24 protein-coding genes and 1 pseudogene are annotated in these 25,828 nt (G+C 60.3%); 1 reads left to right on the top strand and 24 read right to left on the bottom strand.

The window, feature by feature from the left end; genetic code table 11:
- Positions 1 to 58: 58 nt before the first annotated feature.
- The gene (locus tag DKB71_RS10545) at positions 59 to 460 is read right to left on the bottom strand and encodes a DUF4440 domain-containing protein (protein WP_408600310.1); all 402 of its coding nucleotides are present in this window, start codon (positions 458 to 460) and stop codon (positions 59 to 61) included.
- A pseudogene (locus DKB71_RS10550) lies at positions 441 to 1,809 on the bottom strand (MFS transporter). Before DKB71_RS10550 ends, DKB71_RS10545 begins: the two are co-directional and overlap by 20 nt.
- 106 nt (positions 1,810 to 1,915) lie before the next feature.
- On the opposite strand from DKB71_RS10550, the gene DKB71_RS10555 reads away from it, so the two are divergent.
- Positions 1,916 to 2,803, top strand: a complete 888-nt coding sequence (locus DKB71_RS10555; protein WP_274076415.1) for a LysR family transcriptional regulator — start codon at positions 1,916 to 1,918, stop codon at positions 2,801 to 2,803.
- A gap of 184 nt (positions 2,804 to 2,987) precedes the next feature.
- Here the strand turns inward: DKB71_RS10555 and DKB71_RS10560 are convergent, their stop codons facing one another.
- From DKB71_RS10560 to DKB71_RS10665, 22 genes are all read right to left on the bottom strand, one after another.
- On the bottom strand, positions 2,988 to 4,217 hold the full coding sequence (locus DKB71_RS10560) for a hypothetical protein (protein WP_408600311.1): 1,230 nt from the start codon (positions 4,215 to 4,217) through the stop codon (positions 2,988 to 2,990).
- 390 nt (positions 4,218 to 4,607) lie between these two features.
- Positions 4,608 to 5,567, bottom strand: coding sequence for a PDR/VanB family oxidoreductase (locus DKB71_RS10565; RefSeq protein ID WP_408601080.1), 960 nt, complete (start codon positions 5,565 to 5,567; stop codon positions 4,608 to 4,610).
- Between the two features lie 71 nt (positions 5,568 to 5,638).
- Entirely contained in the window at positions 5,639 to 6,673 is a 1,035-nt protein-coding gene (locus DKB71_RS10570) for a Rieske 2Fe-2S domain-containing protein (RefSeq protein ID WP_408600312.1), read from the bottom strand.
- Between the two features lie 21 nt (positions 6,674 to 6,694).
- The gene (locus tag DKB71_RS10575) at positions 6,695 to 6,922 is read right to left on the bottom strand and encodes a recombinase-like helix-turn-helix domain-containing protein (RefSeq protein ID WP_274076418.1); all 228 of its coding nucleotides are present in this window, start codon (positions 6,920 to 6,922) and stop codon (positions 6,695 to 6,697) included.
- Between the two features lie 101 nt (positions 6,923 to 7,023).
- Positions 7,024 to 8,166 carry an FAD-dependent monooxygenase gene (locus DKB71_RS10580; protein WP_408600313.1) on the bottom strand — a complete coding sequence of 381 codons (1,143 nt, stop codon included), beginning with the start codon at positions 8,164 to 8,166 and terminating at the stop codon, positions 7,024 to 7,026.
- 13 nt (positions 8,167 to 8,179) lie between these two features.
- Positions 8,180 to 9,145 (bottom strand): VOC family protein, encoded by a 966-nt coding sequence (locus tag DKB71_RS10585; RefSeq protein ID WP_323607706.1) that lies wholly within the window; start codon positions 9,143 to 9,145, stop codon positions 8,180 to 8,182.
- Positions 9,142 to 10,638: an aldehyde dehydrogenase gene (locus tag DKB71_RS10590; RefSeq protein ID WP_408600314.1), complete on the bottom strand. Its 1,497-nt coding sequence runs from the start codon at positions 10,636 to 10,638 to the stop codon at positions 9,142 to 9,144. Before DKB71_RS10590 ends, DKB71_RS10585 begins: the two co-directional genes overlap by 4 nt.
- A gap of 9 nt (positions 10,639 to 10,647) precedes the next feature.
- Positions 10,648 to 11,451 carry an aspartate dehydrogenase gene (locus DKB71_RS10595; RefSeq protein WP_274076422.1) on the bottom strand — a complete coding sequence of 268 codons (804 nt, stop codon included), beginning with the start codon at positions 11,449 to 11,451 and terminating at the stop codon, positions 10,648 to 10,650.
- Between the two features lie 10 nt (positions 11,452 to 11,461).
- Positions 11,462 to 13,144 carry a thiamine pyrophosphate-binding protein gene (locus DKB71_RS10600; RefSeq protein ID WP_274076423.1) on the bottom strand — a complete coding sequence of 561 codons (1,683 nt, stop codon included), beginning with the start codon at positions 13,142 to 13,144 and terminating at the stop codon, positions 11,462 to 11,464.
- Positions 13,137 to 13,934, bottom strand: a complete 798-nt coding sequence (locus DKB71_RS10605) for an SDR family oxidoreductase (RefSeq protein WP_408600315.1) — start codon at positions 13,932 to 13,934, stop codon at positions 13,137 to 13,139. Before DKB71_RS10605 ends, DKB71_RS10600 begins: the two co-directional genes overlap by 8 nt.
- A 1-nt stretch (position 13,935) precedes the next feature.
- Positions 13,936 to 14,772, bottom strand: a complete 837-nt coding sequence (locus DKB71_RS10610) for an IclR family transcriptional regulator (protein ID WP_008054905.1) — start codon at positions 14,770 to 14,772, stop codon at positions 13,936 to 13,938.
- Positions 14,769 to 15,653 (bottom strand): alpha/beta fold hydrolase, encoded by an 885-nt coding sequence (locus DKB71_RS10615; protein WP_408600317.1) that lies wholly within the window; start codon positions 15,651 to 15,653, stop codon positions 14,769 to 14,771. Before DKB71_RS10615 ends, DKB71_RS10610 begins: the two co-directional genes overlap by 4 nt.
- A 4-nt stretch (positions 15,654 to 15,657) precedes the next feature.
- Entirely contained in the window at positions 15,658 to 16,197 is a 540-nt protein-coding gene (locus DKB71_RS10620; RefSeq protein ID WP_274076426.1) for a cupin domain-containing protein, read from the bottom strand.
- An 18-nt stretch (positions 16,198 to 16,215) separates the two neighbouring features.
- Entirely contained in the window at positions 16,216 to 16,983 is a 768-nt protein-coding gene (locus tag DKB71_RS10625; protein ID WP_408600318.1) for an SDR family oxidoreductase, read from the bottom strand.
- The gene (locus DKB71_RS10630) at positions 16,980 to 17,756 is read right to left on the bottom strand and encodes an ABC transporter permease (RefSeq protein ID WP_274076428.1); all 777 of its coding nucleotides are present in this window, start codon (positions 17,754 to 17,756) and stop codon (positions 16,980 to 16,982) included. Before DKB71_RS10630 ends, DKB71_RS10625 begins: the two co-directional genes overlap by 4 nt.
- A 28-nt stretch (positions 17,757 to 17,784) precedes the next feature.
- The gene (locus DKB71_RS10635; protein WP_274076429.1) at positions 17,785 to 18,786 is read right to left on the bottom strand and encodes an ABC transporter substrate-binding protein; all 1,002 of its coding nucleotides are present in this window, start codon (positions 18,784 to 18,786) and stop codon (positions 17,785 to 17,787) included.
- A 36-nt stretch (positions 18,787 to 18,822) separates the two neighbouring features.
- On the bottom strand, positions 18,823 to 19,659 hold the full coding sequence (locus tag DKB71_RS10640) for an ABC transporter ATP-binding protein (RefSeq protein ID WP_408601081.1): 837 nt from the start codon (positions 19,657 to 19,659) through the stop codon (positions 18,823 to 18,825).
- A gap of 360 nt (positions 19,660 to 20,019) precedes the next feature.
- Positions 20,020 to 22,176 carry an amylo-alpha-1,6-glucosidase gene (locus DKB71_RS10645; protein WP_323607711.1) on the bottom strand — a complete coding sequence of 719 codons (2,157 nt, stop codon included), beginning with the start codon at positions 22,174 to 22,176 and terminating at the stop codon, positions 20,020 to 20,022.
- A gap of 27 nt (positions 22,177 to 22,203) precedes the next feature.
- Positions 22,204 to 23,232 (bottom strand): glycosyltransferase family 4 protein, encoded by a 1,029-nt coding sequence (locus DKB71_RS10650; protein WP_408600319.1) that lies wholly within the window; start codon positions 23,230 to 23,232, stop codon positions 22,204 to 22,206.
- A 117-nt stretch (positions 23,233 to 23,349) separates the two neighbouring features.
- On the bottom strand, positions 23,350 to 23,721 hold the full coding sequence (locus tag DKB71_RS10655) for a hypothetical protein (protein ID WP_408600320.1): 372 nt from the start codon (positions 23,719 to 23,721) through the stop codon (positions 23,350 to 23,352).
- 232 nt (positions 23,722 to 23,953) lie between these two features.
- On the bottom strand, positions 23,954 to 24,976 hold the full coding sequence (locus DKB71_RS10660) for a transketolase family protein (RefSeq protein WP_408600321.1): 1,023 nt from the start codon (positions 24,974 to 24,976) through the stop codon (positions 23,954 to 23,956).
- Positions 24,973 to 25,821: a transketolase gene (locus DKB71_RS10665; protein ID WP_408600322.1), complete on the bottom strand. Its 849-nt coding sequence runs from the start codon at positions 25,819 to 25,821 to the stop codon at positions 24,973 to 24,975. The genes DKB71_RS10660 and DKB71_RS10665 overlap by 4 nt, the downstream gene beginning before the upstream one ends.
- Positions 25,822 to 25,828: the final 7 nt, after the last annotated feature.

Raw genomic sequence — 25,828 nt, forward strand, 5'->3', positions numbered from 1 at the left:
GGGAAAGAGGACCGGGAAAGCGGGAAAGAGGGGGAAAGGGCACGGGTTTATTTTCCCGCTAGCCTAGCGGCGTTTCATGCAGGTAGATCCATTGGGCGTTGTGGTGATGCATGCCAATGATCGCCACCGAAACCCGTGAGCTTTCGCGCTGGCCGAGGCGATGGGTTTCCTTGTAGCGAATCGCCACGCTGTTGCCTTCCTGCCAGACCGTCTGCAGCTCGCTGATGACGATCTCCAGGCCTGGCTTGGCGCCAACTGCACCTTTGAACATCTGCTCGACCGTCGCCCGGCTGACAATGTCGGCCGAGGTGGTGACCATGGTGAAGTGTTCGGCAAAGGCCGATATCAGTGGTTCCAGCGTGGCCTGGCCCTTACCGTTTGCGTCGGTGAACAGGGTGTGGATCAGCTCGTGCACGTGATGAATGCTGTGGTGCGCCTGTTCAACTATTTTGTTGTGCATGACAGTCCTTTTTTAGTGTTCAACTGACTCAGTTGAAAGAGTGGGCACAGGCCTACCAGCGCGGCGACGGCAAAGGTCATGTGGTAGGCCTGGGTGGTATCGAAATGCTTCGAGAACAGGTTGAAAACCATCAGGAAGAAGGCAGCGCCGATGCTGAATGACATCTGTCGGTTGATGTTCCAGATGACACTGGCCTTGTGGGTGTCATAGCCCTCGAAGTCCATCAGTGAGGTGGTTTGTGCTGTGTTGGCACCGATGCCGCCGCCGATCCCCATCAAGCTGTAGGCGATGACGATCACCAGAAAGTCTGAGGGATCGTTCACCAGTAACAGGGTGGCGATGCCGGCGTTGTGCAAGAGCATGCCGAGGGCAAACAGCCGCTTGGCGCCCATCCGGTTATAGACCCGGCCACAGATCAGCATCGCGATGAATGCGCCGAAGGCGTAGAGGATCATGAACATCCCGGTCAGTCGGGCGCTGAAGTGCAGGGTGTTTTGCAGGAAGAAGATGCTCATAAGGTTGACCCCCGTGAACACACCGGGAATCGCGTAATAGATAAAGATGGAGGTGCTGAGTTTTTTGCTTTTGAGTAGGCTCAGTTCAATGATCGGATTTTTGCAGTTGCGATAGTGCAACCCGTACAGCACGACGAACGTAAAGCCTGCCATGACGAAGAGGGCGGCCAACCATGCCGCAGCGTCACCGCCGTACAACGACAAGCCCATCAGCAGGCTGCCGAGCGCGGCGCTGACCAGTAGCAAGCCCTTGATGTCGGGTCTGGGCAAAGTCGTTGGTCGCGCTTCGTTGATCCAGAACCATGACAGCCATGCCGCGATCAGTGAGAACGGGATATTGCTGTAGAACAACCAGCGCCAGGAGCTGCTGTCGACGATGATGCCGCCGATGGTCGGTGAAATGGCGGGCGCAATCAGGGCAACGGCCATGACCAACGTGGATATTTTCGCCCGCTGCTCGCCCTTGAACAGGTTGAACGTCAGTGCCTGTCCGACAGGAATCAACAGGCCGCCGCCAATCCCCTGGACGAAGCGCCAGATCACCAGCTCGTTGAAACTGTTGGCCAGCCCACACATCCACACGGAGGCGGTAAACACGATCATCGAGACGGTGAGGATTTCCCGACTGCCACAACGACCGGCCAACCAGGTGCTGACCGGAATGATCAGTGTCAGCCCTAGAATATAAGCATTAGCCACCCAGGCAACGTCTGAAGTACTGACGTGCAGCGCTACCGATATACTCGGTAATGCGACCGCTGACATAAAGATGTTAGTGCAGTCTATAAAAAAGCCGATCAGAAATACCAGTGCAACTTTGTAGCGGTAGGTCATGTTGTTTCCCCTTTGCCGCAAAGCATAGGGTCGGTGGACTTGAACTGTCGATCCGATTATCCTTGAAACAATGTTTGACGGGATTTGACAGTGAGCCCATATTTCCATGCACACTCATCTTAATCGGGTCCAGACATTCCTGGCCGTGGTCGATTTTGGTTCTTACACCAAGGCCGCCAATTACCTGAACATCAGCAAGGCCATGGCCAGCCTGCACGTCAAGGCGCTGGAGGACGTGCTGTCAGCGACCTTGTTAATTAGAAATACCCGAAATATATCCCTCACGGAAATCGGTCAGGACTTTTATGAAGAATTCAAAGGCATTGTCGCAGACATCGATAATGCCTTCGATAACGTATTGAAAGGGCATGATCGGGTGTCCGGCAAGTTGCGCTTCAGTTCCACCAGTGAATACGGCGAGGCCTATATTCTTCCGTTGATACCGCAGTTTATAGAGCGCTACCCGGAAATAAAAATCTGCTATAACTTCAACTCGTCACTCAATGATCTGGTGGCGGAAAAGTTGGACCTGGTCATCCGTCTGGGCAATTTGGCGGACTCGGCTTTCAAGAGTCGTAAACTGGCCGATTATGAAGTTGTAATGGTGGCTACCGAGGCGTTTCTTGCCCGTCACCCGGTGCAGAATCCTCAGGACCTGAACTCGGTGCCGTGGATCGCCAACAGCAACCTGCAGGCACCGACCCAGTGGACACTGCGCCATCCGCACCTGGGGACTGTCGAGATCAACGGGGTTAATCAGTTTGAATCCAACTCTTCCACGGCCATCCGCTCCATGACCTTGTCGTCCCTGGGTGTCTCGGTGCTGCCCGCTTGGGTGGTCAAGGATGACATCGCCAGCAAGCGGCTGATCCGTTTGCTGCCCGACTATTCGTTGCCCTCGCAGTCAGTCAACGTGGTATTCCCCAATAGCCCGCATTTGCCCCATAAATCGAGGGCGTTCATTGATTTCCTGTTGCTGCATCTGTCGCAGTAAAGCACCCGATAAAAGCCGCTGAATCGAGAGATTCAGCGGTTTTCGTTTACCCGATACCCGCTTGCTGCGGGCTGAAATCGCCATCGCCGGCAAGCCGGGCTCCTACAGGTTTTGCGTCAACCCGAATTCCGAACGACGCGCCTCGATCCGTAGGAACCGCAGGCCGCGATCTGGCGTTTAAGTTTCAAAAGTAATATCCAATATTGACGTTCGTCCGGTAGTACCACTCATTACTGCCCACCGAACTGGTATTGGTAAACCCCGTGCCATTCTCCGCGCCGCCATAGGGGTTGGCGTTTTTCGCCCAGGTGAAATCGACCCACGCCATGATCGGCATCGCCAGGAACTGTGCGCCCACGGTGTACATCTGCGAGTCGTCCCAGCCGCTCTCGTCTTTCATCATGCGGCTGTAGTCGTTGTACAGTTTGATCTTCTTCAAGGGCCCCAGTTTCGGCGTCGGGATGTCGTAGGCGACGTTCAGCGAAGCGATGGTGGCCTTGGCGGCAATCAGGTAGGCGGGCGTCAGGCCGTTGCTGCCCATCAGTATTGAATTGTCGCTGACGCCTGCCGGGTTTTTCGGGTCGTATTCGTAGCGAATGCCCTGGGTGCTGACGGTCCACTGGCCGGCGTTGATGATGGCGTGGATGCCGCCGGCCCAGTAGTCGCCGTCGTCCTTGGTGGTGGCGTTGTAGAGCTGGGCGGTGGCCAGCGATGCGCCGAGTTCGGTCTTCCAGCCATCGTTGACAAAGGTCCGGGCGACGCGGGCGTTGAGCTGGTTGTGTTTCTCGTTGTCCTGGCGCGACTGGGTGAAGGGGATGGCATTGTCCTTTAAGTCGGCATAGCGCCCGACTTCCGGCGAGTAGCGGATGTCGGACGGTAACATGCGCGGAAAGTAGCCTAGTTGCAGGTCCCAGTCCTTGTCCTTGTAGCTGTACTTCAAACCGGTGCCGGCGCTGACGCCGTAACCCATGAAGAACGGCAGGTGATAGCTCCAGCCGAATTGCGGATAGGGTTCCAGCCCGAACGGTTTGAACGGTGCGCCCACTTGCAGATTGGAATTGCTGTTGAGTCGATAGCCGACGAAGCCGCGATCGATGGAGCGTTTGCCGTCGTCCTGGAACCAGTAGCCGACATCGCTGTAGAGGTTCTTGTAAGTCGCTTGCACATCGATGCGGAAGGTGTCGAACAGAAACCGCCCATTGTTTTCGGTGGTGTCCCAATGCTCGTCGCGGTAGTTGGTGCGCAAGGCGCCGCCGATGTCCAGGCTGCTCTGGCCGTCATCGCTGCGCCAGGCGATATGCGGAAACGGCTTCTTGCCGGTGGTCGAGGTCACGGGGGCGGCAGGGCCGGGTTCGCCGGCGAAACTGACGCAACTGCTGATGATCAGTCCCAGGCCTATAACGTACTTCTTCATGCTGACTCCCCTGCGAAGTTGAGCACTGCAAAGTGACCGGCAACACTTTCCCGCTCGCCTTAAAGTGGCAATAAAGGGAAGGCTCATGTGTTGCTGTTATGCAGTGTGTTTTTTTGTTTGGGCTGTTTCGTAGGTAATACGGTGTCTGACCTATGAACCTGACAGGGATAGAGCAGAAACCATGCCAGTACCGGCCTGGATCGTTGCTTAGTAAAAATTCCAAGTAAAACAATTGTTTATATGGGAAACGCGTTTTTATGTGTTGCCTGCGAAACAGCGCGTTCAGGGGGTAACCAAACTGCACGTTAGTTGTGCGGCGATTACTTTCCGCGCATTAAAAAGGCCGGCTAAAAAGCCGGCCTGTTCAAGGGATGAAATAACGCAAAGTGACTACAGGTCGAGTACCAGTCGCCGGCTCTTGCACCCCGAAACACAGACCATCATGGATTTGTTTGCGGCACGTTCGGCTTTGGTCAGCACGCCGTCACGGTGATCGACATCACCTTCCAGGACGCGTGTTTCACACGAACCGCACACCCCCTCGCGACAGCTGTGATCAATGTCACAACCGGCCTCGAGCAGCACGTCGAGCAAGCTCAGACCCGGCTCGATGGACAACGTCTTGCCGGACTTTTTCAGCTCCACGCTGTAACTGCTCTGTGCGTCTTCGGACGGCGGCAGTTCAGCCGCGGCAAATCGCTCGATGTGTGCATGGGGATAGCCGAGGCCTTCGCAGGTGCTTTCGAACGCGTCGAGCATCGGCGTCGGACCGCAGCAGTAAAAATGCGTGTCGTCGGGCTGGCCAGCCAGGTAGGCGCTGAGGTCTGGCGGCATGCCCTTTTCGTCGTTGAAGTGGTAGACCACCTTGGCACTCAGGCCGCTGAGTTCTTCCACCAGTGCGGCTTCCTGGCGCGAACGGGCGCAGTAGATCAGCTCGGCGGATTTGCCCAGGGCCAACAGCTGGCGGAACATGCAGTAGATCGGCGTGATACCGATACCGCCGGCCACCAGCACGCTGTGCCTGGCGCTCAGGTCGAGCTGGAAGTTGTTGCGCGGCGACGAGATCGGCAGTTGCATGCCGACCCGCAATTGCCCGTGCACATATTCCGAACCGCCACGGCTGTTGCGATCACGCAGGATGCCGACCACATAGCGGCCACGGTCGCTCGGCGAGTTGAGCAACGAGTAGCTGCGCACCAGGCCGTTGGGCAGGTGCAGATCAATATGCGAGCCGGCTTCGAACGGGGCGAACACGGTGTCGCCATAGGGCCGCAACTCGACGCTGATGATGCCTTGGGCTTCGTAGCGCAAGGTGTGCACGAGCGCGGTGATGGGGGAGGAATGAGACATCATCGGTCACCTCTTTTCGACAGTTCGCAAATCGACACACACGCCGGCCAGAACACAATGCACGATCAGGTTCATGGCAACTGCTTCGCGTCGATCAGCTCAAGCTGAGCCTTGGCAGCGTTTTTCAGGTAGCGACGCAGGCGCACCACACCGAGGTCATGCTGGTAGAGGTTCTCCCGCTGGTTGGCGTCCGGTTCCATGAATTCGAGCAGCACCCGATCCTGTTCCAGCACCGCCCAGTGGCGGGCTTCCAGACGGTTCTTGTAGAGGAAGCGCCAGGTGTCGCGCTGCCAGCCGGTCAGTGGCCGGCATCGCCAGTGGAACACTGCCGACAAGGAGGTGCTGCTCGGCGTGTAGCTACCGATGATGGTGAAGTTGCCGCCCGGGCCGCCGGTTTTCGGGTAAGGGATTTCCAGGCGCAGCCAGTGGCAGCTGTCGTCCATGAATTCGGTCCAGTCGAAGTTCACCCCGCGCTGGCCTTCTTTCTCGAAGAAGAAACCTTTGTCGGTGTCACGGGTGACGAATTTGGCGGTGGCTTCGCCTTCGCTCATGGAGTGCGACATCTTGTGCAGGTAAGTGCCGTGCATCGGATCCATGACGTTGTCGATGACATAGCGGTAGTCGCCTTGCCACTCGGCGTAGCACAGGAAGCTGCTCCACTCCGGGGAGCTCAGTTGCTCGGGCAGCACCAGTTCCGGCGGATGTTCAACGTGCGGTTCGACGGCGTTGTAGAGAAAGATCGCGCCGGCGGCTTCACGGGTGTGGAACATGCGGGTCGGGCGGCTGCCTTCGAGTTTGCAACCGGGGCTGCCGGGGACCTTGGTGACGGTGCCGTCGCAGCGCACTTCGACGCCGTGGTAAGGGCACTGCAGGCGGTCGCCCAGCACCGGTCCCTGGGACAACGGCGCGCCGCGATGCGGGCAGTGGTCTTCGAGGGCATGCACGCTGCCGTCATTGTCGCGCCACAGGGCGATCTTGTAGCCCAGTCGACGGATCGACACCGGCTTCTCGCCCAGTTGGTCAGACGGCAGGACGGGGAACCAGAGGTTCTTCAAGCCGTTTGCCAGGAGCTGTTCTACAGGATCGACGGTTGTGTTCATGTTCATTTTTTATTTACCTCCGGCGGGTCATTCGCCCAGCCGAGCCATCAGGGTTTTATAGGCGTCTGGTGTCCACTCACCGGTGGTCAGCGGGCAGGGCGGCCCAGCCAGGTTCAGGTGCGCGAGCAGCTCGGGCAACTCGGTCACGCCGTTGCCGAAGGCGCGTTCGATGGAATCGCCGAGCAGATCCTCGAACTGGGTATTGGGGCGTTTACGGGCCTGATGCGGCTCCAGGCAGGGTTCGGTATTGCGCATCTCAAGGACCTCCATTGCGTACCCGTTCGCGGATCATTTCGCGCACGGGAATAAAGTCATACGAGGGCATCGGCAAGTTTTCACCGAGGCCCGTGTCACGTTCAGGCCGCGTTCGGTGTCGGCACTGTCCAGGCGTCATAGCCGTAAACCCAATCGGCGTTGCCACCGTCTTTGAGCCATTGATTGCCACGCGAGCCGATCTGGATCTGGCTGGTGCGTTGCAGTCTCGCCTGCTGGTAAGCCTGCAGAGCATCAGCAATCTGAGCCTTGCTGTTCAGCCCCTGCAGATGGCGCGCGAGCACCACGGCATCTTCGATTGCCTGGCCGGCACCTTGAGCCATGAACGGCATCATCGGATGGCAAGCATCGCCCAACAGGGTCATCGAACCTTTGGACCAGAACGGCAACGGATCGCGTTCATACAGCGCGGTCTTTAGCACGTCGCTGCAGGCATCGAGCAAGGCACGGGCATCCGGATGGAAGTCCCGATAGTGGCTACGCAATTCATCGGCATCCCCGGCGCTGGTCCAGGACTCTTCATGCCAGCTGTCCTGTGCGGTGGTGGCGAAGATGAAAATGTCCCGGCCTTGATTCAGCGGAAAGGTCACGATCTGGCTTTGCGGGGTCGGCCCCCACCATTTGGTGAACGCCTGAATGTCCGGCACATGCGCGACGCTGTCGGCCGGCACAACGGCGCGATAGGCGACCACTCCGGTAAAACGTGGTTGCTCGTCACCGAACAGCGCATTGCGCACCACCGAATGAATGCCGTCAGCGCCGATCAACAGATCGGTGAGGTGGCGGCTGCCATCCTTGAAGTGCAATTCGATACCGTCGGTGGTTTGCAACACGCGCTCGGCGCGCTTGGCAAACTGCACTTGTTCTTGCGGGAAGACATTGGCCAGTGCGGCCAACAGGTCGGCGCGGTGGATGGTCAGTTGCGGCGCGCCGTATTTCTGTTCGGCGGCATCGGACATTTCCAGGCGCGAGGTTTCCACGCCGCTGTCCCACATCCGGCTGATCCGGTGAGTGGGACGAGCAGCGGGAATACGCACTGCTGGACCAACACCCAACCCATCCAGGGCATGCACGGCGTTAGGTGTCAGGTTGATGTCGGCTCCGACCCGCAAAAAGGCTTTGGACTGTTCGAACACGGTGACGTTATGGCCGACACGGTGCAGGGCAATGGCGGCGGTCAGTCCACCGATCCCGGCGCCGGCAATGGCGATATTCAGCGAAGACATGTACGACTCCTGCTCAGGACTTGGGTTTGTCGGTGAGGAACTTGCCCTTCGGCGCCTCGACGTTTTGCTGGCGGCGGGTATTGCCGTCGATGCCGCCGGCAATCGCCCATTCGGCGAAGACGGTCGGCCCGGGTTCGAAGGTGCGTGGCTGCCATTCGCCGGTCAGTTGGTCTTCGTCGGCGTAGTACTCGACCAGTGCGCCGGCCGGGTTCTTGAAGTACCAGAAGAACGCCGACGACACCGGGTGGCGCCCCGGGCCGATTTCCGTGGCCCAGCCGCTGCGGGAAATGTGCATGCCGCCACCGAACACTTCGTGCACATCGCGCACGGTGAAGGCGACGTGGTTGAGGCCGGCGCGCGGGGCGGGCAGTTGCAGCATGAACAGGTCGTGGTGACCGCCTTCTTCAGCGGTGCGCAGGAACGCGCCGCGATCCGGATAACGGTCCGAGGCCTGGAAGCCGAAGCGTTCGTGATAGAAGGCTTCGCAGGCGTTGACGTCCTTGACGAAAAACACCACATGCCCGACTTCGATCGGCGTGGCGCGGTCGTAGATCGGCGCGGCCTTGTTGATCCGGCCCTTGGTTTGCCAGGTGTTGTGGCCGCTGCACTCGATGTCCAGTTCGCGCTTGCGGGTCACTTGCAGACGGATCGCCAGGCCATTAGGGTCGGTGCAGCCGATACGGCCGTTGGCTTCGATGAAGCCCGGGTCGTTGGCGATGCGCTCGCTGTAGAGCTTGAGGTCGGCGTCGCTTTCGACGCCCCAGACCACTTCGCGCACCGTCGAGCCGGGCTCGATGGCCGGCGGCAGGCCAGCCTTGTCGATGTCGGCGAGCACCACGCGGCAACCGTTGAGGGTTTCGAAGATCACCTCGTCAGCCTGCTCGCTGACTTTGCTCAGGCCCCAGTCGCTGAAAAAACGCGCGCTGGTTTCCAGGTCTTCGACACCGTAGGTGACTTCATCAATGCCTAAAACGCTCATAACCCCACCTCACGTTGCACACCGGCCCAGGCCAGTGGCTGTTCATTCATGCCCCAATAAAGGCTTTTCTGTTCCATGTACTGCAGGATGCCAAGGCGACCTTTTTCACGTCCCAGGCCGCTGTCGCGCCAGCCGCCGAACGGGGTGGAAATCGAGAACTGCTTGTAGGTGTTGATCCACACCGTACCGGCCTGGATTTTTCGACCCAGGGCCCAGGCGCGCTTGTAGTCGCGGGTCCAGATACCGGCGGCGAGGGCGTACAGGCTGTCGTTGGCCTGCTCGAGCAATTGCGCTTCGTCGTCGAACGGCATGGCCACCAGCACCGGGCCGAAGATTTCTTCCTGGCACACCTGCTGGCTGTTGTTCAGACCTTCGAGGATGGTCGGCGGATAGTAGTAACCCTGATCAAAAACACCGCCGCTCGGACGCTGGCCTCCGAGCAGCAGGCGCCCGCCTTCAGCCAGCCCGAGTGCCACATAACGTTCCACAGATTCACGGTGAGCGGCGCTGATCAGCGGGCCCATTTGCGTGCGCTCGTCCGCCGGATCACCGACCCGCAGCTCGGCCGCCGCCGCCACCAGCCGCGCCATGAACGGCTCGTACAGCGCGCGGGCGACGAACAGGCGCGAACCGGCGATGCAGGCTTCGCCCGAAGAACTGAAGATGCCGTACAGCACACCGGCCACCGCGTGGTCGAGGTCGGCGTCTTCCAGGACGATGGTCGGCGATTTGCCGCCCAGTTCCAGGGACACTGGCATCATCTTGTCGGCGGCGATGTGGGCAATGTGCTTGCCGGTCCTGGTGCCGCCGGTGAACGATACGCGCTTGACCAGCGGGTGACGGGTCAGCGCATCGCCGAGCAGCGAACCCTTGCCCGGCAACACGCTGAGCAGGCCTTTGGGCAACCCGGCGTCTTCGCAGATGCGCGCCAGCTGCAAGGCCATCAGCGGAGTGATTTCCGCCGGCTTGATCACCACCGCGTTGCCGGCCGCCAGCGCCGGGGCGACTTTCTGCGCTTCGCTGGCAATCGGTGAGTTCCATGGCGTGATCGCGGCGATCACGCCCATCGGCTCGTAAACGCTCATGCTGACGAAATCACCCCGGGACGGCGTAATGGTTTCTTCGAGGGTTTCGCAGGCCGAGGCAAAGAACTGGAAGGTGCCGGCGGCGCTGGCCACCAGGGCTCGGGTTTCGTTGATCGGCTTGCCATTGTCCTGGCGCTGCAACTGCGCCAGTTCTTCGCTGCGCTCACGGATCAGCTCGGCGATGCGATAGAGCACGCCGGCGCGTTCATGGGGTTTGCGCTGCGCCCAGCCGCTGTGCAGAAACGCCTGGTGGGCGCCTTGCACGGCGTCTTCCACGTCTTCGACACTGGCGGCGTTGAGCCAGGCCACGGCTTCGCCGGTGGCCGGGTAGCAGGTGGCGTAACGCCCACCGCGCCCCAGTCGCCACTGGCCGGCAATGCAGATCGGTAAAGTCTGTTCGAGAGTCATCGCAGTTTCCTAGATCGAAATCGCGTGGGCGTGGTTGCCCAAGGCGCGGACGACGCTGTAGACGGTCAACGCCGAGGTCTTCGGGTTGGCCAGCAGCGGTTTGCCACGCAGGCTCAGTTCGAACCCGCCAAAGGCGCCACGGGCTTCGAAGTGATGCACGTTCTCCTCGCTCAGCGGGTCGGCGATCAGGGTCACATGGGTGCGATCCAGGCCGAGCCCGGCCAGCGACAAGGTCGCGGCGACGTTGGCGTTTTTCGGGTAGAGGCGGGCCGCTTCGCGGGCGCTGCCCTGGAAAATCACCGTGGCTTCGGTGAGGCTGTCGAGGTCGAAGGCCTGCTCCGCCGGGGTATTTTTCCAGGCGCGCGCCGGTTTGCGTCCGGTGTAGTCGACCGAGTCCAGGCCGCCGACCTTGGCCGCCGACAAGGCGTCGATGCCGCCGATGGCGCCGGGCAGCAATTCGATGCGGGTCTGGCCGCGTTCGGCGGCCGCTTCCAGGCGTTCCACCAGGCCGACTTCGGACAGCGCGCCGACCGAGACGATCAGGCAGGCAATGCCCCGCTCCAGGGCCGGCAACACGTGTTCTTCGATGGCCTTGTGGCCGGCGCACTCGACCAGCAGGTCGGGGCGCGCGTCGGCCGGCAAGGCCGTGAGCACTTGCGGCGGTTGTTTGAAACTGGCCAGCCGCTGGCGCACCAGCTCTTCGGAACCGGCCGAGGCGATGACGTAGTCGACGCACAACTGCGGGTCTTTCTCCAGCAGTTCGAGCACGCCGACGCCAATGGCGCCGCAGCCGATCATGGTGATATGCAACATGGCGAAGTCCTCAGGCCGTGGCTTTCTGCGCTTTGGTTTCGCTGTTGGGCGGACCGGCGAACTGGGTGGCAAAACTGCCGACGCTGAGCATGTCCACTTCCAGCAGGAACGGGCCGGGTTGCGCCAGCGCACCGTCGACGACCTTGCCGAAATCCTTGAGGTCGGTGACCAGGCCATGGCGCAGGTTCAGCGATTCGGCCAGCTTGGAATAATCCGGCGTGTGCAGGTCGACGTAGCAATGGCGACTGCCGTACACCGCGTCCTGGATGTTGCGGATCACCCCGTAGCGCTGGTCGTTCATCAGCAGGATCACCACGTTGGCGTTCTCTTGCACCAGCGTCGCCAGCTCGCCAAGGTTGAGAATGAAACCGCCGTCACCGGCCAGGGCGAACACCTTGCGCTCAGGCGCGGTTTCCGCTGCCGCCACGGCCGCGCCGATGCCCATCGACAGACCCTGGCCAATGCCGCCACCCAATGCATGCACGCCAGCGCGTGGGTGGTACAACGTCAGCAGGCGGTTGCCCCAGATGCTGTTGGACAACGTGACGTCGCGCACCCAGGAGAAGTTGCGTCCGGTGAGCGCTTGCAGCTGTTCGACCATGGCCGAGTACGGGCCGAGGTCGGCGATCAGTTGCGTGCGGGATTTTTCACGCACTTGCTTGAGCTCGGCGAGGAAGGTCGGGTCGATCTGCAGGCGACCTTCCAGGCGATCGGCCAGGCCTTCGAGCGCCAGCGCCGAATCCCCACAGATGAACAGCTCGCTGTTGTAGCTGCGCCCTTCGATGGCCGGGTTGGCGTCGATGCGCAGGGTATTGCGTGGCAGCTTCAGCGCGTACTTGAACGTCTCGTTGCTGCGCAGGCGTGAACCAGCGATCAGCAGGGCGTCGCAGCTTTGCAGGAACTGCTCGACCAGTTTGTTTTGCGAGAAGGCACCGAGGCAGCGTTCGTCATCTTCATTGACCACACCGCGACCCTGGGTCGAGGTGATCACGCCGACGCCCATGTCCAGCAGGCGCTTGACCTGCGGGCCGGCATGCCGCGCGCCGCCGCCGAGCCACAACAGCGGGCGGGTGGCCGTGGCCAGGCGCTCGGCCACCAGGTCCAGTGCTTCCGGTGCAGGCACGGCCACCGGAATCGGCAACGGCGACAGGTCGGTGGGCATCGGGATGAAGGTCGACTGGATGTCGATCGGGATTTCCACGCTCACCGGGCCGGTCGGCGCGGTCAGGGCGGTCTGCACGGCCAGCTTCATGGTGCTGAGTGCGGTTTCGACGCTGCGCACGCGGAACGCCGCCTTGGACACCGCCTTGAGCATGGTCAGTTGATCGCGGGCTTCGTGGATGTAGGCGAAGTCCTGGTCCAGGTACGGCGTTTCGATCTGCCCGGTGATGTGCAGCAGCGGCGTGCCGGCGGTCAGCGCTTCGACCATCGCCCCCGCCGCGTTACCCGCCGCAGTGCCGGTGGACGTCAGGCACACACCCAGGCCACCGGTGGTGCGGGCATAGGCGTCGGCCATGTTGGTCGCGCCGGCTTCACCGCGGGCCATGACGAAGCGGATGTTGCCGCGCACGGCGAACGCATCGAGGATCGGCATGTTGTGGATCGAGATCACACCGAACGCGGCCTTGACCTCGCATTGCTCGAGAAACGCGGTGATGGCAGCGCCAACGGTGACAGTATTTTCATTACGCATGGCGGGACAGGCCTCCAGAAACATCGATATGGCTGCCTGTGGTGTAAGCCGACAGAGGCGAGGCCAGGAACAGGATTGCGCGGGCCGCTTCGATCGGCAGGCCCAGGCGCCCCAAGGGAATGTGTTTGCGTTGTGCCAGCTGGGCGGTCCATTGGCCCCAGTCCAGCTCCCGTTCTTCCCGGGCTTCGAAACGCCGGCGCCATTGCCCGGACTCGACCAGGCCAATGAGGATGCCGTTGACCCGAATGCCATCGACGGCAAATTCGGTGGCCATCGAGCGCACCAGGTTCATCACCCCGGCGCGCGCGGCCGAGGTGGCGACCATGTGTGGTTCCGGCTGGCTGGCCAGCAGCGAGTTGACACAGACGATGGCGGCGTTGGCCTGGCTTTGCAGCTGTGCCTTGAAGGCGCGGACCGGGTTGATCACCGAGAAGAATTTCAGGTTCAGTTCTTCGGTCCAGGCGCTGTCGGTGGTGTCGGCGAAGGTCGACACGCGACCTTGGCCGGCGTTGTTGATCAGCACGCTGGCGGGTCCCAATGCGGCAAGGCTGGCGGCGGCGAAGGCATTCACCGAGTCGGCGTCCAGGACGTTGCAGACCTGGGCGAGCAAGCGCGCCTGGGGAAAACGTTCACGTAACTGGTCTTCGGCGCTGCGCAGGCGATCTTCGTCGCGACCGCAGAAGGCCACGGCCGCGCCGGCTTCGAGCAGCAGCTCGACACAGGCCAGGCCGATGCCCGATGAGCCGCCGGTGACGATCGCGGTGCTGTCCTGCAGTTGATAGAGACTCATTTCAATCCCTCATCAGCGCCGTTACGCGGTTGTGGCCGTCGTGGCCGGTCGCGCTGTTGTAGTCGAGCAACCGCGACAGTTCGTCGGCGCTGCGCCGTACCTGCAGGAGCAATTCGTTGAAGTTGACGTGGGCGATCTGCGTAGTCGGAATGGTCACGCCCAGCGCCGCGACGATCTGCCCGGATTGATCGCGCACCGGCGCGGCCACCGAGGAAATCGCCGACTCGAAGAAGCCTTCGCCGCTGACAAATCCGCGTTGGCGGTCGGCCTGGACCATGTCGAACAGCTCCATCACGGTCTTTGGCGTGCACGGCGAAAACTGTTCCAGATGATCTTCCGGGTAGAGTTCGCGCAACTCGGCCAGCGACAGGTCTTCGAGCAGGATGCGCCCGAGCACGGTGGCGTGGGCGGGCAGGCGCGTGCCGACGTTCACCGCGCTGGAGAACACCGACGGCGGCGAGACCTTGGCCACGTAGACGATCGAGCGGCCGTCGCGCACCACCAGGTTGCTCGGGTAGTTGAGGCGGTCGCACAGGCGGGCCAGCAGCGGCTGGCCGAGCTCGGTCAATTCCAGTGAGGCAAGGTATTCGAAGCCCAGGCGCAGCACCGACATGCCGAGGCGGTATTCGTTGCCGCTGCGGGTGACGAAGCCCATGGTTTCCAGCGTCGTCAGCAGGCGAAAGATGGTCGAGCGCGGCAGCGACAGACGCCGGGCCAGTTCCGGCGCGGTCAGCGTGCGGTTGCGCCGGCTGAATTCGCACAGCAGCAGCAGGCCGCGCTCCAGGCCCGGCACGATGTATTTGTCCTGAGCGTCCTTCAGCAGATCTGAATCGTTCATAGCGATGCACCTGTCAGGGATTCTTCGATGGCGCAGGCCAGGCGGCCCGCCACCACACTAGGTTGTTCGATGGGACTGGCGTGTCCGGCATCGTTGATAAGCTCGAAAGTGCCGCCCAGGGCCTTGGCCAGGGTCTCGCAGCTTTCGGGAACGGTGATGCCGTCGGCGTCGCCGCAATGCACTTCGCAAGGCATGGTCAGCGGTGCATGGCGCAGCAGGTCGTCGCCGCACAGCAGCTCGATGGCCTGGCGATAACCCTCGGGATTGAGTCGCGCCATGTTCCATTGCACCCAGGCCTGTGCCTGAGGGCTGGCAGCGGGGGAGAGCATGTAGGCACTGCGTTGCTCGGCCATCTGTTCAATGCCCAGCTGCTCCAAAGCGAGCAGGCGTTTGTCGCGCACTTGCTGGCGCTGCACGGCGCGTGCTGGATGCCCGTAGCCCTGCGCCGGACTGATCAACACCAGGCGGCTGATACGCTGTTGCTGCACGCCGCTGGCGAAAGCGACGGCGGTTATGGCCCCGAGTGAATGACCCACCAGCACGCAGCGCTGGATGCCCAGGGCGTCGAGCATCTGCAGCAGCCGTTCGGCGTAGTCCGAAGCATCCGGAGCCAGGGCTCGCAGCGGCGTGGAGTCGCCGTAGCCCGGCGCGTCCCAGGCAATCACCCGGGCGTTGCGGCCCAGTTCCTGCGCCACCGCCAACCACGACGCCGAGCCCGAGCCGATCCCGTGCAACAACACAATGGCCGGCCCGCTTCCGCATTCGCGAAAGGCCTGGCGAGCACCGGCGAGCTCAAGCAGGCGCTGCGGGAAGTGCAGGGCCAGCTGCGCCTGGAGATCGGCGGTGAGCGACGGAGCGTGATGATCGATGGCGTGCGACATGGGCTTATCCGCGCTTGATCGAGGCCAGGGGGTGTTCTGGCGGGTAGGTCGGGGTCAGCGGTTTTTTCGCGCCGAGCATCACGCACATCAACGCGTCTTCATCGCCGATGTTGATCTCTTCGCGGTACACGCCGGGCGGCACGGAAATCACGTCGCGGTCGGTGAGGATGGTTTCGAATCGCTCGCCGTCCTTCTCGATCACCACCTTGAGTTTGCCGCGCAGCACGAAGAACACTTCTTCGACGTCGGTGTGCAGGTGCGGCGGGCCTTCGTGACCGGCCGGGATCACCATGGTCGAAAACGTGAAGTTCTCCGACGGGATGGTATTCATGTCCGAGGTCACGCCGGTGCCACCGGTGCCGATGTAGCGCATCTGCGCGCGGCGGAATTTCGGGTCGTAGTCGGCCTGGAATTTCAGCGCGTTCCAGTCGTACTTGCGGGTCTCATAACGGGCGATGCGGGTGTTCATCCAGCTTTCCAGATCACTGCCGGCGGGTTGTTCCCAGCTTTTCGGGGTTTGTTGCTGTGCTGATAAATCGGTCATGGCTGTCTCCAGATCAAGTCAAGGCATGACGAACCCGCCGTTGACCGGCAGGGTTTGTCCAGTGATGAAACGGGCGAGGTTGGACAGCGCGAACAGCACGGCGCCGCTGACGTCCTCGGGAAGTTGTGGGCGTTGAATCGCCCGTTGATCGTTGTACAAACGGTGGCGCGCCTCGGGCACATAGGCCGTGGCTTCGACCAGCACCAGGCCGGGTGCGATGGCGTTGACCGTGATGTTGTCGGTCCCCAGTTCACGGGCCAGGCTGCGGGTCATGGCGATGATTGCGCCCTTGCTCGCGACATACGCCAGCAGGTTCGGCGCGCCCCACAGCGGGGTGTCGGACGCCAGGTTGACGATGGCGCCCTGGCCGCTGGCGCGCAGGGCCGGCAGGCACGCCTTGGTCATCAACCAGGTGCCGCGCACGTTGACTTGCATCACCTGGTCCCAGGTGTCCAGGGTCAGCTCTTCGCAGGTCTTGCCACCGGAATTGGTGATCGAGGCGTTGTTCACCAGTCCGTCCAACCCTCCGAGCAAACGGGTAGTTTCGGCGATGCAGGCATCGATCGAATCCGGCTGCGCCAGGTCGACCGTGACGCCATGCACGTCCAGGCCTTCGGCGACCAGTTCGGCGGCCGATTGCTGCACGCGTTCGGCGAGGATGTCGGCGATCACCACCTGGGCACCGGCGCGGCCGATGGCCTGGGCAAAGGCGTAACCCAGTCCGCGGGCGCCACCGGTGACCAGCACGCGGCGGCCTTCGAGCAAGCGATTGAGGGTGGTCATCATTGGGTACTCAACATGGCTTTGGGCATGTAGTGCAGGACGCGTTTTTCGCTCCAGACCACCGCGCCGTAGGCGAGAACACCGATCAGCGTGAGCATGACGATGGCGACGAACACGCCCGCGGTATTGCCTTGGCCTTCGGCATCGACCAGCAGGAAGCCCAGGCCCTGGTTACCGCCGACCAGTTCACCGACGGTGACGCCGATGACGGCCAGGGTCGAAGCAATGCGCAGGCCGGAGAACAGCGCGGCCATGGCCGAGGGGAACTCCACCAGGCGGAAGATCTGCCAGCGGCTGGCGTTCATGGTCCGCACCAGGTTGATCATGTCCGGGTCCACGGTGCGGATGGCCGACAGCACGTTGATCATCACCGGGAAGAACACGATCAGGATGGCGATCAGGATCTTCGGGTAGATGGTGTAGCCCAGCCACATGACGAACAGCGGGGCGAAGGCGACTTTCGGGGCGATCTGCAGCGCCAGGATGTACGGCGACAGCATGGCCTCGGCGGCGGGCGAGAGGCCCAGCGACACGCCGATCACCACACCGAGCAGGGCACCCAGGCCAAAACCGACGATGATTTCGAAGGCGGTGATCAGGGTGTGTTGCCAAAGGCCGCCGCTGTGCCACATCACCAGGCCTTCCTGGGCCACGCGGCTCAGCTGCGGCATGACGAATTCGGGCATGCCGAGCAATCCCGGGCCCCACTGCCAGAGCACCAGGAACAGGATCAGCAGGGCGACGCTGCCGAGCATGGAATTACTGAGGTTTTTCATCGTGTCGTTACCTTGTTGTCACTGGCCGTCATTGCGCGGCTGTTTGGGTGTCGATGAACTGGTTGGTGTACAGGTCGTCGAGCTTGGGCTCCTGGGTGACGATGCCTTCGCTGACATAGAACTGGCGGACCGCTTCGAGTCGCGCCGGATCGATTCGACCCAATACGGTCTGGTTGGCGTAGACATGCTCGACGTAGAGCTTGAAGATCTTCTCCAGCGAGTCTTCCTTGCCGGCATAGGCGGGCACCGCCTTGGCAAAGGTCACGGCGGCAGCCCGTGGGTCGGCAATGATGTCGCGCATGCCCTGCAGGGTTGCCTGGACCGCGCCGCGAACGATATCCGGGTGATTCTTGATCGCGTCGTCGGAGGCGAGGATCGACTGGGCCATGCTTTCGAAAATCTGCGACTGCGGTATCAGCTTGATCTTCAACCCGGCTTCTTCGGCGTTGACCACCCAGTCCGGCACACCGGCCATCGCCTCGGCTTTGTTGGCCGAGAACAATTGCCAGACACCGGCCGGGCCGGCGGCCTGGATGTTCACATCGTTCTTGCTCAGGCCAGCTTTGCGCAGGGAGGCGAGCAGGGCGTAGTAGGTGGTGTCCGAGTAGGACATCACCGTCATGGTCTTGCCCTTGAGGTCGCTGATGGAATTGATGTTTTGCTCGGCATTGGTGGCGATCATGGTCACGCCGCCGGCACCCAGCACCGCGACCGCGCGCACCGGAATCCCGTTGGCCCGCACCACGATCGGGGTATCACCCAGGGCACCGCCGAGCATGGCGTTACCGGCGCCGATCTGTTTTGCCACGTCCACGCCACCCTTGGCGGCGATGAACTTCATGTTCAGGTTCTGGGCGGCGTAGTAACCCTTCTGCTGCGCGATGATCCACGGAGCGAACGCCGGCAGGTTCGGTGGCGCCGGCAACAGGTAAGTCACGTCGGTCGACTGCGCCTGGGCGGCGAAGGCCATGCCCAGGCCGAGCGTGATGGCGGTGACCTGGCTGAAGCGTTGAAACAGAGACTTGAACATGCGTACTCCTAATCGGTTGCGGGCCTACAGGCGTGATCAATGCAGTTCGGTGTGTTCGCTGACTTGCAGCAACTCCATCAGGCGACCCACCAGCGGGCCGATCTCCGGCAGCTTGCGGCGCTCCAGCGGGTTGTCGCGAAACGGCAGGTCGATGTTGATTTCTTCGATGATGGTGCCGGGGCGGGCGCTCATGACCAGCAGGCGATCAGACATGGCGATGCCTTCGATCAGGTCATGGGTAATGAACAGCGCGGTTTTCTTTTCATCGAACAGCATCCGCGCCATGTCCTGTTGCAGGATCATCTTGGTCTGCGCATCCAGCGCCGAGAACGGCTCGTCGAGGAACAGCACCTGCGGGTCGACGGCCAGGGTGCGGGCCAGGGCAGCGCGCTGGCGCATGCCGCCCGACAGCTGGAACGGGTAGTGGTCGGCAAAGCCTTGCAGGTGGCAACGATCGAGCAGATCTTCAGCCACGGCCTGACGCTTGGCGGCCGCCACACCTTGAATTTCCAGGCCCAGTTCGACGTTGCGGCGAATGCTGCGCCACGGCATCAACAGGTCTTTTTGCAGCATGAAGGCGACCTGGCGGACCGGGCCGGTGACCGCTTCACCGCCGACGAACACTTCGCCTTCGGAAGGGCGGTAGAGGCCGGAACCCATATTGAGGATGGTGCTCTTGCCGCAACCGGAAGGGCCGATGATCGACACCACTTCACCACGGCGGATCTTGAAATTGACCCCGCGAATGGCGAACGGCGCTTCGGGTTTTCCCTTGGCCGGGAAACATTTGCCGACATTGCGGAATTCAATCTCGGTGGGCTCCAGATCTTCCTTGGGAGCGGGTTTGTTCCATTGCGGGGCGACGGCGTACATCTCTTTCACAGCCATTGGGAAGGGTCTCTGGTCTGTTTTATAGGTGATACGGCGTTTAGTGCATGAACAATGCCAGAGATTGGCAAGGTCCTTATTTTGTTTAAAAAACGTTTTAAATTAATGAGTTAGCTATTAATTTAAAAATTATCGACGTTTCATATATGAAACGTGGTTTCTTGTATGGCACGAAATTGCACATCGATCGTGCGAGGCTCGGGGATTTGCGAGGAGGTGGTGCTTTTTCAGGTAACGCTGAGGGTGGGGAAATGAGGAATTTGTTTTAAATGCGAAACGAACACAGGCCACTGTCGCCCTGCATCGCGCTGGGCTCTGCAAGGCGGATCGAAGTGGTGTGGCGTTTTAGAGTTTGACATCCAGGCGAATCAAATCCGGCCCTTGCTGCCGTTCGATATACGCAGCCACGCCGTCACCGATTCTCTGGAAACAAAGGTCGACGCAGTGCTCATTGAATCTCAGCTTGCGCACTTCCAGGCGATCGATGCCAATGGGAAGATGGGGGTGTCGAATGACCACACGGCGAGCTGCAGCATCAATGGTAATCCCCAGGCAGGCGTGCAGGAGCATGAACACTGAGCCAGCTGCCCAGGCCTGAGGTAAACAGGCCACCGGGTAAGCGACGGGTGTCTCGCCGGGGGCGCGCTTGAATCCGCAAAACAGTTCCGGTAATCGCATGCCGAAGAAGGCAGCCGCTTCGAACATTCCGCTCAGCAATCGGACAGCGCCAGTGTGTTCGCCGTATCGACTGATACCTGCTGCACACAGGGCGACATCGTGAGGCCAGACCGATCCATTGTGATAAGACATGGGGTTGAAGCGGATGGCCCCCGTTTCCAGCGTCCTGACGCCCCAGCCATTGTAGAAGGCGTTAGTGAGGAGTTGCTGTGCAACGGCCTTGCCTCGCTCAGCCGAAGGTAAGCCGGTAAACAGCAAATGACCCACGTTTGAGGCCCTCACTTCGCAACGCTCGCCGTTTCCGTCTAGGGCGAGTGCATAAAATTGCCGATCCTTCATCCAGAAGCAGCGTTCAACCGCCTCACGTAATTTGTTTGCACAGGTTTGCCAGTGTTCCGCTGCCTGGTTATCGCCTCGGCGCCTGGCCAATGTGCTCATGCTCAAATAAGCGCGCCAAGCGTAGCCCTGCACTTCCACCAACGCGATAGGCCCTTCAGGCGAGCGACCATCCTGGTGGAAAATGGAATCGTGGCTGTCTTTCCAGCCCTGATTGGCCAAACCGGTGAGTTCCCCTCGCTGGTAAGTAATAAAACCTTCGGCATTCCTTGATGCATTGTTTTCCATCCATGACGTTGCCAGTTCAAGTGCCGGCCATAGCACCTCGATGAGCGCCAGATCTTCGGTGCGTCGTACATAGGCGCCGGCCAACATCAGGAACAAGGGCGTTGTATCGACGCCTCCGTAATAGCGAGCAAAGGGTAATTCGTTGAGTCTCGACATTTCCCCCTGCCGCGTCTCATGCATGATCTTTCCCGGTTCGGCATCACGGAATGTCGAGGTTTCGGTGGCTTGATGCGCGGCCAGGTAGGCGAGTACTCCGCGCGCCAGGGAGGGGTTAAGCCACAGGGATTGATAGGCCGTGATGATGGCGTCACGTCCGAACGGCGTGGAGTACCAGGGAACGCCGGCATACGGATAGGGGCCAGTCGGAAGGTCTGCCGTCAGTAAGGCCAGGTCGGCACGGGATTTATTGAGCCAGGCCTGGAACAAGCGGCCTGAAGCTATGATGCGCGCGCCTCGTTGTTCTTTGTTGCGCATTGCACGGCAAGCCAGAGCGGCAGCGGATCGATAGCGCTGACGCCCCGGCTGCATGATGCTTGAACCGACCTCAATATAAAGCTCATGGCTTTTATGCGGGCCTATTTCAATTTGAAAGCTGGCATTGTCGCCGTTGATGTGCGTTGGCTCGGTGCAAAAGCTGATCGCCATGCTGCGCGGCTGTTTGTCCAGGCCCTCGTAGCACACGACGACCCCTTGCCTGGATACCTGCGGCTCGGAGAGTGTGCCGCGCAAAGGCCGGCTTTGACCGCGAACCTCGAACATATCCCGGAAGTCGCCGGCGAAACGCAAATTGATCGGCAACAGACTGGGTTGATCACTGTAATTGAACAGGCTGATGCACTCGAACATGCGTTCCTCCCAAAGGAAACGCTTGCGTCCGATATGGATAACGCCCTGTGGCGTGGTTTCTTCGCCTAACAGGGGCAGGGGATGATTGGTTAAATGAGAGATGAAGTAGACGTTGTCCTGGCTGACTGACGCGGACAGCAGGGATGGACGTTGTCCAGCGACACTCAACTGGTAGACGGAAAGGAGTCGGGTGTCGTGATGGAATAACCCTACGGCACCAGGCTCGATGTCACCGAATGCGTTGGCCACCAGGTAGGTGTTATGGTCGACCAGCACAAACAGGTTTTGAGCGCCTGGCTCATTGACGAGGGGGACTTGTTGCGGGGATTCAGGAGAACCGGATGTGATTGTCATGGGATTGGCCTGAAGGCATCGCGAGTATCAACCTGCGGTCAGTGTTCGATACAGGTCGACATACCGCTGCGCCATTACCTTGGCGGAAAAACGATTGACGAAAACGTCACGTATAGCCTGTCGATCAAGTTCAAGTACCTGACGGGTAGCGACCACAGCCTCTTGTTCGCTATTGATTATGAAGCCGGTGACGCCATGTTCAACCACTTCGGGGACGGAACCACAATTCCAGGCGATAACCGGTGTACCGCAAGCCATTGCCTCTATCATGACTAATCCGAATGGTTCGGGCCAATCAATGGGAAATAACAAGGCTCTGGCGTTTCCCAGGAAGTCGGATTTCTCATGATCTCCTATCTCTCCGATATATTCGATGCCGGGAAGTGTAAGCAAAGGACATATGCGCTGTTCGAAATATTCACGATCAGCGGCATCGACTTTGGCGGCGATCTTTAACGGCAACCCGGCAGCGAGGGCAATGTTGATTGCACGATCGGGGCGTTTTTCAGGAGATATTCTCCCCAGAAACGCCAGATAATCCCCTGCACTTCGATGCAGGCTAAAGCTGGTACGAGACAAACCGTGATAGATCGTGTCGATCCAGTTTGCATCTGGCAGTGGCGTACGCTGATGTCGGGAGATGGATACAAGAGGATAGCGATGCCATCGCGAATAGGCACCCTCAAGATCTTTCATATCCAGCCTGCCATGAAGGGTGGTCAATACCTTGTGCGCAATATCTTCAAAAAAAGGGAAGTGCAGCAAGTCAACGTGAAAATGCAAGACATCGAACTCGCCAGCTCGGTGCTGTACTTCAGAAAGCAAGCTTAAATGACAGGCAAGTTCGGATTTCAGCGGCGTTTGATCCAGTCTCAACGCTTGATCGCGACCCGTCACCAGGACGCCAGCCGTGTGTGACCCATTGGCGGCGAACAAGGTGACTTCGTGTCCCAGTTCTACCAAGGCATCTGTCAGGTGTGCAACGACCCTTTCGGTACCCCCGTACAGCGAGGGTGGGACGGACTCATATAACGGAGCAATTTGCGCTATTTTCATGATGGCCGTCCCGCTGTTGATTCATGACCTTGCGTCACCGTGAAAATTAGACCTTTATATTGCCGGGTTAAGTTTTACGGCTACGACAAGCGGCACCCTTCATAGGCAAGTTAACGATTATTTGCTGCCATGATAAATTCCCTGATTCACGTCGACTGGAAGACAGCCAGGGTAGCGCTGGATTCTTCTCGTCCGGGCCTCATTCAAAAGCGCTGATTTTCGAGTGCTGCCATCGATGGTGTTTTGCAGCTGCGGTGAGGGAAATTGTTCCTCCAGTAAAGTGATATGTTCCAGCGCCTCTCTAAACAGGTATTTTGCCTTTTCCTGCAGCTGCAAATAAATAAGAAACATTTCGCTGTCGAAATCACTGCGGTCAAGGAGATCGAGCGCTGACCGGTTGATGGCGTTCGCTTCCTCGAACAGCTTTCGGTTCTGCTCCATCGCTACGCGGCGGCAGGCAATAATCTGGTCGGCTGAATAGTTCGACATGATGGTTTCCACCTTCAAATCATCCCTGTCATTTAGCGGATCGCCCACATCCTGAAATGGGTGTCGGTTTCGGTTCACTAAAATTCAGACCGTGCGATCGGCAGGGATTATCAAAGAGGTTCTATTGAAAAAATCGATTATTTGCAGGGGCCGATTATTGCCTGTGGCGACGTCAACACAACATGAGCAAGCCAGGGCGTAATGCCCTGGCAGATAGCAGATGTCCTCGCCGTTAAAGCCAGGCTTTGATTTGCGTGCACACGGCTTGAGTGGAGATGCCATAACGATCATGCAGCGTCGGCAAAGCACCGGCATCGAGGAACGCGTCGGGCAAGGCAATCTGCCTGAAGGTGGGCGTCACCCCGTTGCGCAGCAGCACCCCGGCAACGGCTTCGCCCAGTCCCCCAATAATCGAACTGTTTTCTGCGGTGACCACCAGTCGACCTGACTTCCTTGCCTCGGCAAGAATGGTTTGCTCATCCAATGGCTTGATCGTCGGCACGTGCAACACGGCGACATCGATGCCGTCCGCTTGCAGTTCCTTGGCCGCTTCCAGTGCGCGCATGGTCATCAGGCCTGTAGAGATGATCAGCACATCGTTGCCGGTGCGCAGGGTCTTTGCCTTGCCGATCTCGAACTTGTAGCCGTACTCGTCCAGCACCAGCGGTACATTGCCGCGCAGCAAACGCATGTACACCGGCCCCTGATGCGCGGCGATGGCGGGCACGGCCTGCTCGATTTCCAGGGCATCGCAGGGGTCGACGATCATCAGGTTGGGCATGGCGCGGAAGATGGCCAGGTCGTCCGTGGCCTGGTGGCTGGGGCCGTAACCGGTGGTGAGGCCGGGCAGGCCGCAGACGATCTTGACGTTGAGGTTTTCCTCGGCAATCGCCATGCAGATGAAGTCGTAGGCGCGGCGTGAGGCGAACACCGCGTAAGTGGTGGCGAAAGGTACGAAGCCTTCGCGGGCCATACCGGCGGCCGCACTCATCAGCAGTTGCTCGGCCATGCCCATCTGATAGAACCGGTCGGGATGGGCCTTGGCGAAGATGTGCAGGTCGGTGTACCTGGACAGGTCGGCGGACAGGCCGACGATGTCCTGACGCTGATCTGCCAGCGCGGCTAATGCATGCCCGAAAGGTGCCGATCTGGTGGCCTGGCCTTCCGAGGCAATGGAGGCGATCATCGCCGAGGTGGTCAGGCGTTTCCTGGTCGGTTCGGCAGTCGAAGTCGGAGTGTTGGCTGCATTGCTCATTGGTTTTTTCCTTCTTCAAGATTGTTCAGTGCCAGATCCCATTCGTGTTCTTCCACGCGGATGAAGTGCGTCTTTTCCCGGGTTTCCAGGAAGGGCACGCCTTTGCCCATTTTGGTGTCGCAGATGATCACCCGCGGCTGAGTGCCGGAATGATTGCGCGCGACATCGAACGCGGTGACCAGCGCCTCCAGGTCATTGCCGTCGACGCGCTGGGTGAACCAGCCAAACGCTTGCCAGCGATCGACGATGGGTTCGAAGGACAGGATTTCACTGGAGTAGCCGTCGGCTTGCTGGTTGTTGACGTCGACGATGGCGATGAGGTTGTCGAGCTTCCAGTGCGATGCCGACATCACGGCTTCCCAGGTCGAGCCTTCATTCAGTTCGCCGTCGGACAGCAAGTTGTAAACGAAGGAAGGCGAGCCTTTGCGCTTGAGGCCCAGGCAGGCACCCACTGCGATGCCCAGGCCCTGACCCAGCGAACCACCGGTGATTTCCATGCCCGGCGTGTAGGCGGCCATGCCCGACATAGGCAGGCGGCTGTCGTCTGCGCCGTAGGTTTCCAACTCATCGAGCGGGATTATTTCGGCTTCGATCAAGGCCGCGTACAGCGCAATGGCGTAGTGACCGATTGACAGGTAGAAGCGATCGCGGGCTTCCCAATCAGGGTCTTCGGGCCGATGGTTCAGGGCATGGAAGTAGGACACCGCCAGCAGGTCGGCAGCGCCGAGGGCCTGGCCGACGTAGCCTTGGCCTTGGACCTGGCCCATGCGCAACGCGTGGCGACGAATGTTGTGGGCGCGCTCCGCCAGGGTCTTGGGTGTTACGAATGAAGGATTGGCAGTCATGGTGAAT

Origin of the sequence: Pseudomonas sp. PLMAX, from assembly GCF_046042685.1 — a bacterium.
In the GTDB taxonomy this organism is placed as follows: Bacteria; Pseudomonadota; Gammaproteobacteria; order Pseudomonadales; family Pseudomonadaceae; genus Aquipseudomonas; species Aquipseudomonas putida_AE.

Bases quoted from the DNA above. Each gene is read 5' to 3' on its own strand.
- DKB71_RS10625 (WP_408600318.1), bottom strand. From the start codon at position 16,983: ATGATGACCACCCTCAATCGCTTGCTCGAAGGCCGCCGCGTGCTGGTC.
- DKB71_RS10645 (WP_323607711.1), bottom strand. From the start codon at position 22,176: ATGACAATCACATCCGGTTCTCCTGAATCCCCGCAACAAGTCCCCCTC.
- DKB71_RS10615 (WP_408600317.1), bottom strand. From the start codon at position 15,653: ATGTCGCACGCCATCGATCATCACGCTCCGTCGCTCACCGCCGATCTC.
- DKB71_RS10585 (WP_323607706.1), bottom strand. From the start codon at position 9,145: ATGAGCGTTTTAGGCATTGATGAAGTCACCTACGGTGTCGAAGACCTG.
- DKB71_RS10640 (WP_408601081.1), bottom strand. From the start codon at position 19,659: ATGTACGCCGTCGCCCCGCAATGGAACAAACCCGCTCCCAAGGAAGAT.
- DKB71_RS10575 (WP_274076418.1), bottom strand. From the start codon at position 6,922: ATGCGCAATACCGAACCCTGCCTGGAGCCGCATCAGGCCCGTAAACGC.
- DKB71_RS10650 (WP_408600319.1), bottom strand. From the start codon at position 23,232: ATGAAAATAGCGCAAATTGCTCCGTTATATGAGTCCGTCCCACCCTCG.
- DKB71_RS10565 (WP_408601080.1), bottom strand. From the start codon at position 5,567: ATGTCTCATTCCTCCCCCATCACCGCGCTCGTGCACACCTTGCGCTAC.
- DKB71_RS10630 (WP_274076428.1), bottom strand. From the start codon at position 17,756: ATGAAAAACCTCAGTAATTCCATGCTCGGCAGCGTCGCCCTGCTGATC.
- DKB71_RS10665 (WP_408600322.1), bottom strand. From the start codon at position 25,821: ATGACTGCCAATCCTTCATTCGTAACACCCAAGACCCTGGCGGAGCGC.
- DKB71_RS10590 (WP_408600314.1), bottom strand. From the start codon at position 10,638: ATGACTCTCGAACAGACTTTACCGATCTGCATTGCCGGCCAGTGGCGA.
- DKB71_RS10560 (WP_408600311.1), bottom strand. From the start codon at position 4,217: ATGAAGAAGTACGTTATAGGCCTGGGACTGATCATCAGCAGTTGCGTC.
- DKB71_RS10555 (WP_274076415.1), top strand. From the start codon at position 1,916: ATGCACACTCATCTTAATCGGGTCCAGACATTCCTGGCCGTGGTCGAT.
- DKB71_RS10570 (WP_408600312.1), bottom strand. From the start codon at position 6,673: ATGAACATGAACACAACCGTCGATCCTGTAGAACAGCTCCTGGCAAAC.
- DKB71_RS10660 (WP_408600321.1), bottom strand. From the start codon at position 24,976: ATGAGCAATGCAGCCAACACTCCGACTTCGACTGCCGAACCGACCAGG.
- DKB71_RS10610 (WP_008054905.1), bottom strand. From the start codon at position 14,772: ATGAACGATTCAGATCTGCTGAAGGACGCTCAGGACAAATACATCGTG.
- DKB71_RS10655 (WP_408600320.1), bottom strand. From the start codon at position 23,721: ATGTCGAACTATTCAGCCGACCAGATTATTGCCTGCCGCCGCGTAGCG.
- DKB71_RS10580 (WP_408600313.1), bottom strand. From the start codon at position 8,166: ATGTCTTCGCTGAATATCGCCATTGCCGGCGCCGGGATCGGTGGACTG.
- DKB71_RS10545 (WP_408600310.1), bottom strand. From the start codon at position 460: ATGCACAACAAAATAGTTGAACAGGCGCACCACAGCATTCATCACGTG.
- DKB71_RS10600 (WP_274076423.1), bottom strand. From the start codon at position 13,144: ATGCGTAATGAAAATACTGTCACCGTTGGCGCTGCCATCACCGCGTTT.
- DKB71_RS10620 (WP_274076426.1), bottom strand. From the start codon at position 16,197: ATGACCGATTTATCAGCACAGCAACAAACCCCGAAAAGCTGGGAACAA.
- DKB71_RS10635 (WP_274076429.1), bottom strand. From the start codon at position 18,786: ATGTTCAAGTCTCTGTTTCAACGCTTCAGCCAGGTCACCGCCATCACG.
- DKB71_RS10595 (WP_274076422.1), bottom strand. From the start codon at position 11,451: ATGTTGCATATCACCATGATCGGCTGCGGCGCCATTGGCGTCGGCGTG.
- DKB71_RS10605 (WP_408600315.1), bottom strand. From the start codon at position 13,934: ATGAGTCTCTATCAACTGCAGGACAGCACCGCGATCGTCACCGGCGGC.